Origin of the sequence: Pelagibius sp., assembly GCF_965227505.1 — a bacterium.
Taxonomy (GTDB): Bacteria; Pseudomonadota; Alphaproteobacteria; order Kiloniellales; family Kiloniellaceae; genus Pelagibius.
The window spans coordinates 3142779-3154587 of sequence record NZ_OZ245757.1 but is presented as its reverse complement, the minus strand read 5'-3'; the positions used below and the strand labels follow the sequence as shown (position 1 = coordinate 3154587).

12 protein-coding genes are annotated in these 11809 nt (G+C 65.6%); 5 read left to right on the top strand and 7 right to left on the bottom strand.

What is annotated here, in order from left to right:
• Window positions 1–3: 3 nt before the first annotated feature.
• On the top strand, window positions 4–1095 hold the full coding sequence (locus ACO06P_RS15045; RefSeq protein WP_420346049.1) for an ABC transporter ATP-binding protein: 1092 nt from the start codon (window positions 4–6) through the stop codon (window positions 1093–1095).
• A 28-nt stretch (window positions 1096–1123) separates the two neighbouring features.
• Here the strand turns inward: ACO06P_RS15045 and ACO06P_RS15040 are convergent, their stop codons facing one another.
• From ACO06P_RS15040 to ACO06P_RS15020, 5 genes are all read right to left on the bottom strand, one after another.
• Window positions 1124–1696, bottom strand: coding sequence for a hypothetical protein (locus ACO06P_RS15040; RefSeq protein WP_420346048.1), 573 nt, complete (start codon window positions 1694–1696; stop codon window positions 1124–1126).
• Window positions 1697–1925: 229 nt separating this feature from the next.
• Window positions 1926–2333 carry a hypothetical protein gene (locus tag ACO06P_RS15035; RefSeq protein ID WP_420346047.1) on the bottom strand — a complete coding sequence of 136 codons (408 nt, stop codon included), beginning with the start codon at window positions 2331–2333 and terminating at the stop codon, window positions 1926–1928.
• The gene (locus tag ACO06P_RS15030; RefSeq protein ID WP_420346046.1) at window positions 2330–3646 is read right to left on the bottom strand and encodes a sulfite oxidase; all 1317 of its coding nucleotides are present in this window, start codon (window positions 3644–3646) and stop codon (window positions 2330–2332) included. The genes ACO06P_RS15035 and ACO06P_RS15030 overlap by 4 nt, the downstream gene beginning before the upstream one ends.
• A gap of 223 nt (window positions 3647–3869) precedes the next feature.
• Window positions 3870–4712: a hypothetical protein gene (locus ACO06P_RS15025; RefSeq protein ID WP_420346045.1), complete on the bottom strand. Its 843-nt coding sequence runs from the start codon at window positions 4710–4712 to the stop codon at window positions 3870–3872.
• Complete coding sequence (locus ACO06P_RS15020) at window positions 4709–5290, bottom strand: RNA polymerase sigma factor (protein WP_420346044.1); 582 nt, start codon at window positions 5288–5290, stop codon at window positions 4709–4711. Before ACO06P_RS15020 ends, ACO06P_RS15025 begins: the two co-directional genes overlap by 4 nt.
• Window positions 5291–5565: 275 nt before the next feature.
• Here ACO06P_RS15020 and ACO06P_RS15015 point away from each other — a divergent pair, with 275 nt between their 5' ends.
• The 4 genes from ACO06P_RS15015 to ACO06P_RS15000 all read left to right on the top strand — a co-directional run bounded on the left by ACO06P_RS15015 (window position 5566) and on the right by ACO06P_RS15000 (window position 9610).
• A complete protein-coding gene (locus ACO06P_RS15015; protein WP_420346043.1) occupies window positions 5566–6276 on the top strand; it encodes a DUF2336 domain-containing protein in 711 nt (236 codons plus the stop codon).
• Between the two features lie 448 nt (window positions 6277–6724).
• Window positions 6725–7417, top strand: a complete 693-nt coding sequence (locus ACO06P_RS15010; RefSeq protein ID WP_420346042.1) for a DUF4956 domain-containing protein — start codon at window positions 6725–6727, stop codon at window positions 7415–7417.
• Window positions 7410–8273, top strand: coding sequence for a polyphosphate polymerase domain-containing protein (locus ACO06P_RS15005; protein WP_420346041.1), 864 nt, complete (start codon window positions 7410–7412; stop codon window positions 8271–8273). Before ACO06P_RS15010 ends, ACO06P_RS15005 begins: the two co-directional genes overlap by 8 nt.
• A 98-nt stretch (window positions 8274–8371) precedes the next feature.
• A complete protein-coding gene (locus tag ACO06P_RS15000; RefSeq protein ID WP_420346040.1) occupies window positions 8372–9610 on the top strand; it encodes a histidine phosphatase family protein in 1239 nt (412 codons plus the stop codon).
• Between the two features lie 41 nt (window positions 9611–9651).
• On the opposite strand, the gene ACO06P_RS14995 is transcribed toward ACO06P_RS15000, so the two are convergent.
• A complete protein-coding gene (locus ACO06P_RS14995; protein ID WP_420346039.1) occupies window positions 9652–10920 on the bottom strand; it encodes an Hsp70 family protein in 1269 nt (422 codons plus the stop codon).
• 17 nt (window positions 10921–10937) lie between these two features.
• Window positions 10938–11711 carry a GntR family transcriptional regulator gene (locus ACO06P_RS14990; protein ID WP_420346038.1) on the bottom strand — a complete coding sequence of 258 codons (774 nt, stop codon included), beginning with the start codon at window positions 11709–11711 and terminating at the stop codon, window positions 10938–10940.
• Window positions 11712–11809 lie beyond the last annotated feature (98 nt).

The window sequence follows — 11809 nt, the reverse complement described above, 5'->3', positions numbered from 1 at the left end:
CCCATGGCAGAGGTGGTGCTCAAAGGCATCCGCAAGTCGTTCGGCGACATCGAGACCATTCATGGCGTCGACCTGACGATCGCCGACCGGGAGTTCGTCGTCTTTGTCGGCCCTTCGGGCTGCGGCAAGTCGACCCTGCTGCGGCTGATCGCGGGCCTGGAGGAAATCACCGCCGGCGAGATGACCATCGACGGGCAGATGGTCAACGAGCTGCCGCCGGCCCAGCGCGGCATCGCCATGGTGTTCCAGTCCTATGCGCTCTATCCGCATATGACGGTCTACGACAACATGGCCTTCGGCCTGAAGCTGGCCAAGGCCAGCAAGGAAACCATCGAGGAGCGGGTGCGCCGTGCCGCCGGCATCCTGCAGATCGACCATCTTCTGGAACGCAAGCCCAAGGAGATGTCGGGTGGCCAGCGCCAGCGCGTCGCCATCGGCCGGGCGATCGTACGCGAGCCCAAGGTCTTTCTCTTCGACGAACCACTGTCCAACCTGGACGCCGCTTTGCGGGTGCAGACCCGCATCGAGCTGGCGAAGCTGCACGAAGACATGGCGGCGACCATGGTCTATGTCACCCACGACCAGGTCGAAGCGATGACCCTGGCGGACAAGATCGTGGTGCTGAACGCCGGCAACGTTGAGCAGATCGGCTCCCCCCTGGAGCTTTACCATCACCCGGAGAACCTCTTCGTCGCCGGCTTTATCGGCTCGCCCAAGATGAACTTCGTCAAGGGCTCCATAGCCGCAGTGGATCAGAACGCCATCGAGGTGGCGCTGCCGGGCGAGGTACGCACCCGCATCGCCGTGCGCCCCGACGGCGCGCGCAACGGCGACGAGGTGACACTGGGCGTGCGGCCCGAGCACCTGATCGCCGGCGGCGCGGACTCCCAGCTGGTCGGACGGGTCGACGTCGTCGAGCAGCTCGGCGATTCCAACCTCGCCTATGTGAGCCTGCCCAACGGCGCGACGGTGGTGGTCCGCAGCGAGGGCGATGCCAGAGTACGCGAGGGCGATCAGATGCCCGCCGGTCTCGACCCCAGCCAGTGCCATCTCTTCAACGCCGACGGCGCCGCCTTCCCGCGGGTCACGCAGTAGGTTTCGGCCTCCGTTCGTTCAATGGCACTCAATCGCGCCCGGCGGCGCCTTCAAGGCGGCGGCGCAGGGAGGCAAAGCGGACGTCCTGGCTGCGCAGTTCCTCGGGAACGGCGGAGAGGTGTTCCAGCGCCTGTGACGTCTGGCCCAGTTGCAGATGCGCCTCGATCCGGGCGATCAGCAGGTCGGTGAGATGGCTGCGGTGGCCGACCGATTCCAGCCAGGGCAACGCCGCATCCAGGAAGCCGAGAATGTCTTCGTAGCGCGGCACACTGCGCAGGGCGGTTACCACGAAGTGGGCGCTGCGCCCTGCGGTGTTGACATAGACCTGGGCCGGGCCGGCGCCGTGCGAGTCGTAGAGGCGGCGGCAGACCTGAAAGCAGGCCGTCGCCAGACAGAGGCAGAGATCGGGATCACGGTCGCCGACGTGATCGGCGGTGATCTGATCCAGGCCGACGATGGCGATGCTGGGCTCGTCGGAGGCGGCGAGCTGAATGGCCACATCCCGCGTCATCGTCGGCGGCATGGCCGAGAGGATGGCCTGCCGCTGTCCCGGCGGCCCCTCGGTGAAGGCGTGCACAATCTCTTCGGTTCTTGACCCCATGCCCAGCACCCCTGCTGTACAACCAGCCGGTTCGGCAACACCGCGGGAAGCGGCACCCCGGTTGCGCAAACCGCGAAGGATCTTCGCGCAAGAGTATGAGAAGGGGCCGCTTCGGTAGCAATCGCGCCGTGGGGGTAGCCCCTTGGTGGTGATGCGCAGCGGCCTGAACGGATTGCCGGGGCAATCCTAATCGGGCGGGTTAGTTTCGGGCGGGTTGGTTCCGGGCGGGCTAATTCCGGGAGGGCTGGTTCGGAAAGGCCCCGACATGGCCCGGCCGGTGGTCGATGCCGAAATGCTCGCTGAGGTAGGAGAGGATGAGTTCGCGCTCTTCCGGCTCGGGCTCATCCATCTCCTGTTCCTCGACCATCCAGTCCAGCGTCTCGTCCCAGGCGCTGCGGGAAAGCCCCTGCTGGGTCACCAAGCGCAGCGAATGGCAGGCCCCGCAGAGATAGCCGGCTTCTTCGCGGCCCGGCCCTTCCGGCCAGTCGGGCCCGAAAGGATCGTCCTCCGCTGCCGCACCCAGGGCCGGCAGGGCGAGGGCGCCGGCCAACAGGGCACCAAGGCGCAGGCGGCGGTACGACCCCCAGAAGGCCCACTGGACAGGCGGGCCGCCGCCTTGCAAAACACGGGTCCTCATGCGGCCACGGTCACCGCGATCCGGTGCATGGCGTTGTTGAGATAACCCTTGGGGTTCCAGTTGATCGCAAAGGGCTGCATCACACCCTGGTCGTCGGTCGCCCTCGCCCAGACCTCGTAGTAGCCCTTCTCGGGGAAGCTGACCTCGGCCCGCCAGTCCTGCCAGGAGTAGGGATTGGGCGGCGCGTCAAGATCCGCCTCGATCCAGCTGGCGCCGAAATCGATGGAGAGGTGCAGCTTTGACACACTGCGGTCGCCGGCCCAGGCATGGCCGCGCAGCGCCAGGCTGCGGCCGGAGATGCTGGTGTTGGTCTGCGGCGTGGTGATCAGGGACTTCACCGGCATCGACTCGATGATCCTGAAGTCCTCTTTGTCGACCTTGGCGCCCGGCGCGACGTTGTAATAGGGCACGCGGTAGGAGGTGCCGGTCATCTTCGGCCCGTCGTGCACAACATCGCGCAGCTGGATGCGCCGCAGCCATTTCTGCGAGGTGGAACCGGGCCAGCCCGGGCAGAGGGTGCGCACGGGAAAGCCGTTCAGCGCCGGAATCGGCTCGCCGTTCATCTCGAAGGCGATCAGCGAGTGCGGGTCCATCGCCTTTGCCAGCGGAACGCCGCGCGAGATCGGCAGCTTGTCGGGATTGCCTGAGAGGTGCCCGTCCATACCGTAGTGCGCGGTGTAGATCGCCTCGCTCTTCACGCCGGCGGCCTTGAGCACATCGGCATAGCGCACGCCGGTCCACTCCGCATTGCCGATGGCGCCGAGGGTCCACTGGTTGCCCTTGGCCGGCGGGTTGAAGGCAGCGCGCCCGTTGCCGCCGCATTCGAGCTGCAGCTTCAGCGTGACGACTTCGAAGCGGCTGCGCAGATCGTCCAGCGTCAGCTCCAGCGGCGTGTTCACCGCCCCGTCCACCGTAAGCCGCCAGCCTTCCGCATTCATGGCCAGGGCCATGTCGGGCACGGTGCCGTTGTTGCGCACGAAGTGCCGCGCGTTGGGCGTGACCGAGTCATCCAGCAGGTGCGGCGGCGTTTCGGCATTGACAGGCCGGTCGTTCAACAGGGTCAGGCCGTCCTTGGCTTCGAAGAGCGAGAGCTCCGTCTCCTCGGCCAGCGCCGCAGGGATGAGGCCGGAAGGCATGCTGCGGTGAAAGGGAATGGCGGCGCCCAGCATGGCGCCCATGGTCGCCAGGCCGGCACCGCGCAGGAAGCCGCGCCGGTCGGCATGGGCACGGCGGCCAAACACGGTGAAATCGGCGCGCTCGGGATCGTCCTGATAAAGCTCGAAGAGACCACGCTCTCGCATACGAAGGGGCATCGATTTCCTCCTCATGATCTGCGCGGGACTTTTTTTGTGGAACAGCGGCGCTCAGCGATTGCGGCGCGGAATGAAGCTGTTCCTCCGCGTCATAACAGAGGAAACGAAACGGTACAGCGAACTATTCCATGAATTCGCCTACTCTATAAAGTCACCGGGAAAACCACGGGGCGCGAAGAGTTGCCCATGGGCGTGTCGGCGGTTCGACCGTGGGGGCAGCCAATCACACCAGACAGCGGGCACTGTCCCGGTGGCTGTTGCGCAACGCCTGGCGCACCTCGGAATCGAAGGCCTTGCGCTGAAAGCTGGCCTCGAAGATGCGCTGCGAGACTTCGGCGAAGCGCGCAGGGTCCATGCCTTCTGCCAGCAGAAGGATGCTGAACCCGTTTGCCTGCCAGGCCGTCGCCTGGCGATCTGTGCCACTGTCCAGGGGGCCACTGTCCAGGGGGCCGCCGTCCAGGACGCCGGGATCCTGGAGCGTCGCCCCCAGGCCCAGACCGCCGGGCAGCAGAAACAGGCTGAGACGGCAGCCGCGGGCGCCGCTGTAGCCGAGATGCAGGGAGTCACGGCTGTCGGCCCGGGGCCCGACGCCCAGATGGCTGAGAACAAGGCCGGCAGCCCGCAGGTCCGGAACGAAAGCCGCCGGACCGAGCCGCTGCTGGGCCGCGCGCTGCAGGCTGGCGGCAGTGCCGTCCGACGCCTGCGGGCCCGCGGGCCAGGCCTGATGGCTGTTCCAGGCGCGATCGGCCCAGACCGTGTAGGCGGGCGGCGGCGCCGCCAGAAACAACCACAAGGATCCGATGAGCGTGACCAGCGCCAGCGAGGCCGCCAGGGCAAGACCCCCGCGCAGCCAGGCTGGCCGATGCGCCTCGATCCGCGGCAGGTCGACCGGCGCCTCGGAAACAAGCTTGCCGACCGAGCCCTTCATGCGATGCAGGGCCGCCACCTGTTCGGCCAGTTGCGGGTCCCGGCCCAGAGCCGCGGCAACCTCCGCCGCACGCTCCTCGGGCAGTTCGCCGTCGACGTAGGCGTTCAGGTCCTCCCAGGTCGGCTGTATCGTCTTCACAAAGCAGATTCCTTGCGCGCAGGTCTTGGACCGGCGGATTTCGGCAGGGCGCGCAGGTTGCTCTCGTTGAGCGCCATGAACAACGCCTTGCGGGCGCGGCTGATCCGGCTCATGACGGTGCCCGGCGGAACGCCGAGAACCTGGGCGGCCTCACCGTAGGTCAAGCCGGCCACGTCGATCAGTGCGACGATTTCGCGGTGCCTGGCCGGCAGGGTTTCCAGCGCCAGTTTGACCATCAATACATTATCAATCTGATGATCCCCGCGCAGGTCTGCAAGCTGCCGCATGTCCTGCGCCTCGACATTCTCCGCCGACTGGCTGTCGATCACGCCGGAGCGCGACCTGTCGCGCCGCAGGCGGTCGATGAAGCCGTTTCGCAGAATGCGAAAGAGCCACGCCCGGTAGGCCGGCTCGTCGACGGGAACCCGACGCGCCGAAAGCGCCTTGACCACACTGTCATGCAGCAACTCGCTGGCGGCCTCGCGATCACCGGCAAGGCTGAGGGCATATCCGAAAAGGCGGTCCAGGTAGTGTTCCAAACGATGGCGGGCCAGGCAGTGGCCGGCAGCCTTCCTCATGCCTGCTTCTCCCCCGGCGGCTGAGCCATCCTGACCGAGGCGATCCCGTCATGGCAAGGGGAGTCTTGCAGCTATGCAACCTATGCGGGCCGTTCGGTCTCGCATGGCACCGCCGAGACGGCTCCGGCAAGGACCCCGGCGGCCGTCGCCGGCGGCGGCTGCACGGCCGTTTAGCGTCTCCTTTACGAAAGAGGCCCAATAATCCGGCATCGCGTCGCGGTTGGCTGCAGGCCTGCCGCGGCCGCCCGCGCAATCAAAGGGAGCCCGCCTGCGGCATGCCGCCTTTCGCCCGAGACCAATCCTCCCCTTTTCCATCCAAGCTCGCAGACGATCCCGGCGATGGCCTGGCCGACGCCCTGCGTTCCGCCGTGCGGCTTGGCGGCGACAGTCTGGCCGACGACGTCCGGGCGCATGCCCTGGACGCCGCCCGCACCGTGCTGCGCGAAGGCGACGAGTCCGGCCGGCGCAGGCTCTGCGACGCCGTGAGAACCGCCACGGACCTGCCGCAGGATATCGTTCTGGCGCTGGCCAACGACCAGCCGTCGGTCGCCCTGCCGTTCATTGCTCATTCGCCGCTGCTTGGGGAGGCGGATCTCGTCAAAATCGTCTGGAGCGGCGACCCTGCGCGACAGGTCACTCTTGCCGCCCGCCCGGGCCTGACCGCAGCGGTCACCAGCGCCCTGGTGGAACTGGCGCCGCAGCGGGTTCTGCTCTCCCTGCTCGCCAACGACAGCGCCGCGATTTCAGAGGAGTCGCTGCACAGCTGCCTGGCGCGCTTTCCCGAGGACAACGGGATTCAACAGGGGATGATCGACCGCAGCCATCTGCCGCCTTCGGTGGCCGAGGCCCTTTTGCTGCACTGCATGCAGCCCCTGCAGGAGGCGCTGCTCGCCCGTCACCGGGTCTCGCCCGCAAGTGCTCAGGAGGCGCGGCGCCGGCAGGGCAGCGGCGCGTCCTGGTGGCGCCGGCAGCTGTTTTCCCGGTAAGCCGCTTTTCAAATCGGCCACTGCGCCGGGCAAGGGCGTTTCAGCCGCGTCCGGAGGGGCCTGCTGTAGTAGTAATTGGAAGGGGCACAGCGTTCTTCAGTGAAAATCCCGGGCCGCTCTCCGGGAAACTTCTAAACATACATATGAAAGTTCTAATCATCACCACTGGGAATAAGGTTAATTAGGCAATATTTCCTTTCTACTACACGCTATGAAAGAAGAAGCAAAGCTAATATCATCCAATGCAACAATTCTGTCACAATTAATCTTGGTTTTTGAGGTCATGACGGTAGTTTAAGCCGAAGGTTGAGTCGGAAGTCCTTTGACAACGGGGCGGGCATGACCGGAGATAGAAACAGGACGGGGGGCAATTCGAGCGGCGATCCGCGATTCGAGGGCGTCCCTTTGGAGACCACCCTTTTCGAGCGCGTGGAGAGAGCCGCTTTATATGGAAGAACTGCCTCAGGATTTGCTGACGACCTTGGAGATCACTTCAAGCGTCACCCTCATGGACTTGGTGCTGGCGCTGGTGACCAGCGCCGTCCTGAACTTTGCCCTGGCATGGGTCTACATCCGTACCCACGGCGGCTACTCTTACTCTAAGTCCTACGTTCAATCGATCGTCCTGGTCGGGCTGATCGTCTCTCTGATCATGATCGTCATCGGGTCGGAGATTGCGCGCGCCTTCGCGCTGGTGGGCGCCATGTCCATCGTGCGGTTCCGTACGCCGGTCAAGGACAGCCGCGACCTGATCTTCATCTTTGCCGCCATCGCCATCGGCATGGCAGCCGGAACCGGGTTCCATCTCTACGCCGCCGTCTTTACCGTCTTCCTCGGCGCGCTGATGCTGGCTTTCCATGCCTTGAAGTTCGGCGATCTCGACCACCGCTCCTACGTGTTGAAACTGCGCATTGCCCCACCGGACAAGGACGCTGTCGCCGCGCTCTGCCGGGAACTCTGCCGGCACTATGCGGTGGTGTCGATCAGCCGCGTCAGCGACGATGCGGGGTTGGAGGAAGTGGTCTACGAAGTCGAGCTGAAACCGCGTGTTGAGTACGGCGACTTCATCGAGCGCCTCCGCGAGAAGGTCAACCCGCAGGCCATCAATCTGCTCGTCGGAGAAGGCTCGGTGAATGTCTGAGCGCAGCCGCGAGCGGCGCGACACGGAACTCGATCCGCTGACGCTCGGCGGGCCCGGGCGCGCCGCGGACCCGGCCGGCGACGAGACGCAGCCCGGGCCGCTGTGGCCGCAGGCCTACACCAATCGCTACGAGATCAAGTATCTGGTTCCCGCCCGCGACCTGCGGCAGGTGCGCGCCGTGCTCTCGGGACTGCTGGCCCCCGATGCCAACAACGGGCAGCGGGGCGGCTATGTCAATCAGTCGATCTACTTCGATTCTCCGCACTACCGCTACTACACCGAAAAGCACGAAGGCGAGCTGGCGCGCATCAAACCCCGCATCCGCTTCTATCGCTCGGCCCTGGGCGCCGAGGCCTCCTCCGTCTTTCTGGAGTTCAAGGGCCGCTACGACCGGATCGTCGCCAAGCGCCGCCTGCAGCTGACGAAAGCCGAGGCCGACGACCTGCTGAACGGGGGCGCGGCCGCGCGCGTGATGCAGGGACACAACGACGCCGTCGCCCGCGAGTTCATCTACCTCTGCGACCGCTATAACCTGCAGCCCTGTGTGATGACCGTGTACAACCGGGAAGCCTTTCACAGCGACTTTTACGGCAGCCTCAGGGTCACCTTCGACACGCGCTTTCAGTGCAGCCTTGCGACCCGCGCCGACAGCGCGCCGGCAGGCTACATCGAGGCTCTACCCGGCGGCGAGACCGTGCTGGAGGTGAAGTACAACGAGCAGGTGCCGAAGATCCTGATCTCGCGGCTCAACAGCCTCGGCCTGCAGCAGCGCACCTTTTCCAAGTTCGCCGTTGCCCTGGAGCGCTGCTTCGATCAGTTCCGCAGCCGGCGTTTCCGCGCCAGCCGTTTCCAGTGAGCGCCGGGATAAGACGAGAAAAAACGGAAAGAAACAAACAGACGGCTTTCGGATTGGACGCCGAAAGGCCATTGACCAGGAAGGAAAGGATCACAGCGATGACCGTTCGGAAGTGTTCGCTTCGCACTACAAGAAGGACCCTGCTCTGCGCTGCCGCCGCTGCGGCGTTCCTGTTTTCGGCAACGCCTTTCGCGCCTTCGGCGGCCCAGGACGCGACATCGCTGGAAAGCGATCGGGAAACGCTGCGCGCCGTCTCACTGCTGTATCGTCACGGCGTCATCTCGCCGAAGTATTCGCCGCCTAAAAACGCGACCGAATGGCCGATGGGTTTCAGCCAGCTCACCGCCGTCGGCATGCGCGGCATGTACGAGCAGGGCCAACGTCTGAGGAAGCGCTATGTCGAGGATCTGGGTCTCATCAGCGAGCGCTATCACACCGATGAGGTCCATGTCCGCGCCAGCAACACCGACCGCGCGCTGCAGTCCGCCCAGATGATGATCCTCGGACTCTATCCCCTTGGCATGGGCCCGGACCCCTCCGTCTATCTGTCCGACATGGAGGCCGCGCCCGGCCCGGAACTCGCCTTCACGCCTGTGCCGATCCACGCCGTGGCGCTGGAGAACGACGCGGTCATGCGCCCCTGGACCGGCCGTGCCGACTGCACCCGCTACCGCAACTTCGTGAAGCGTCTCGGAAACACCGAACTCTACGAAACCCAGGGCCGCAAGTACGAAGACTTTCTACGCCGCGTCTCTGCCGTCATGGGCGTGAACGAAGGCGAGCGGATCGGCAGAATGCTCTACCTCGTCAACGAGGTCTACGAGCCGCTGTCGGCCAACCTTCAACACAACCTGCCCCTGCCCGAAGGCATCTCGGTCGCGGACATGGAGCAGATGAGCGCGCTGGCCGACTGGAACTACCATCATCAGTTTCTGGGCCGCAGCGTCGGGCGCCTCACCGGCGGCTCCTTCGTCGGCGAAGTGCTGAAGAACTTCGCCAAGGTGGCCGAGAACAAGCCGGACGCCAAGCGCCTCTACCTCTATTCCGGCCACCAGCGCACCATGCTGGGCGTCGACGCGGCCTTGAGCATCGAAACGGCGCGGACCGAAGGCCCGCTGTTCACGGGCCGCGTGCCGCCTCTGGGCTCCCACTACGCCTTCGAACTGCACGAGACCGCGCCGGGCGATTTCGCCGTGCGCATGAAGTTCGTCACTGACGAGAGCGAGCAGGTGATTCCCATCCCCGGGTGCGACTCGCCGATGTGCCAGCTCAAGACCTTTGCCTCGGCGGTGGCCGACGTGATTCCGCGAAACTGGCGGCAGGAGTGCAACGGTTAGAGCGGGTCCGGCTTGGATGGGATCGCCTTCGGCGATTCCATCTATCCGGTGAACACAGTCTCGCGTTCCATCTGGGCGGCGGCGAAGGCGAGACCATCGACGACGGCGGTAAAGGCACCCGCGCGGCGCATCTCGGCCGACGGGCATACAGCGAGCACGGCGCGTGAGACAAGTGCCATAAGGCTGGAGCCGCCAACCAGAACGACGCGCCTTACGGCGCGGCGGTCGACGCCGGCCAGCACAAGGGTTTCAGAGACGGCCTCGGCGATCTCGGCCTCCCGGTCCGCAAGGGCCGCAACCAGCGCATTGCGCGCAAGGGGGGCTGTGAGGCCGGCTTCGACAAAGCCCATTTCGATGACGGCGGAATCCTGGCCCTCGTTTGCTGCGATCTTGCCGCGCTCGACGGCGAAGCCGAGTTCATGGCCGAGTTCCAACTCCAGAACGCTTGCAAGACGGGCGATCCCTGTCGGGTCGACGGCAAGCCGGCGCATCTGCGCCACCCTGCGCCGGGTTTCGGCGTTGTAGAGAAACGGGATCTTGGCCCAAGTCGCGAGGTCGACATAGGGCGCGCTGGGCACGGGCAGGAGCCCCGGGCCCGTCTCAGAACGGAGCTCCCCGCCCAGACCGAGCAAAGGCATGCAGTGGGACAGGGCGATGGCCTGGTCGAAATCGGTCCCGCCAAGGCGAATGCCATGGCTGGCCAGGATGACCGGCCCGCTTTGCGTGGTCCGAAAAACCGAGAAATCCGATGTGCCGCCGCCGATATCCACGACCACCCCGATGTCGCCGGTTCGGCGCAGCGTCCGGCTTGCCAGCGCCGCCGCCTCCGGTTCGGCAAGGAAGGTGACGGCGTCGAACCCGGCGGCAAGATAACAGGCGTGCAGATCCTGTTCCGCTTGCCGGTCCTTTCGCGGATCGGAGGAATGGAAGTGTACCGGCCGCCCGGAGAGCGCATACCGGAACCGCTGCCCCGTCGCGGTCTCGGCGCGCTGCCGCAGCTCCCGAAGAAAGGCCGCGATGATCTCTACAACGCTGCGCCGGCGCCCGCCGATCAATCGCTCTTCATGGGCAAGGGGCAGCCCCAGCACGCTCTTCAACGCACGCAGGTAGCGCCCCTCTTCCCCTGAGGTCAGGGCTTCGGTCGCGGCCATGCCGATCCGCATCGGCGCCTGACCGGCGGGGAAGAACACGGCCGTCGGAAGCGTCTCGTCCCTCCCTTCGATCGGAATGCGGTGGACAGCGCCTTCGCGCATCACCGCAGCCGCAGAGTTGGATGTTCCAAAGTCGATTGCCAGAGTGTTTGCCTGCATGACATGCCCGCCAGGATCTAGGAGAACACCAGTTCGACACTCGAAAGCGGCCAAAAGCCGCGATTGAACTCAATCGGCCGGTTTTGCGCGTCGCCGTTCACCGAGACCATGGCAATGAGCGGCGTGCGCAAGGTGAGTTCGAGCGCCTCGGCAACGTCGCGCTCCGCGAACTCGCCGTAAACCCGTGTCTGCGCGCGGCGCCACTGCGCAACGCCATGGGCTTCGTAGACGTCCTGCACGGATTGGCGCGCTGCATAGGCGCTGGCGAATTCCGGAAAGCGGCTGGCCGGGAAGCACTTGGTGCTCAGATAGACCGGCGTGCCGCCGGCCAGCCGAATCCGGGTGAGGCGGACGACCTTGGAGCCCTTCGGCAAGCTGAGTTCCCGTGTCGCTTCAGGCTCGGCGCGGACAGTCTCCAGCAGGAGCGTTCGGGTCTCCAGAAGGCGCTCGTCCGGTGTCCGCCGCCCCGCCGCATCGGAATCGCTTTCGACCCGCCAGCGTGTCGGGCGCTGCCGCACATAGACACCTGCACCCTTGCGAGACCGCAGTTGCCCTTCCTGCTGCAGCTTGCGCAGTGCGCGCCTCATCGTGACCCGGCTGACCTGAAACACCTCCGCCAGTCTGGTCTCGCTGGGTAGGCGGACTCCGGGCGGCAGGATATCTGTCTCGCAAGCCCGGAGAATCCGATCATGGATCTGCAGCCAGATTGCGCGGTCACCGCGTGGTCCGTAGGAGGACCGGGCAAGCCCGTGCAGGGCGTCCAGATCAGCGGTCGGCTCACTTTCGCGCACGTTCGGACACTCTTTCTTCTGAAACGAAACCGCCGCGCAAACGACGGGGTGGCGCACCCGCAATCAGAGATTTCCGCAGGGCGCTGCGGCGCAGGCCC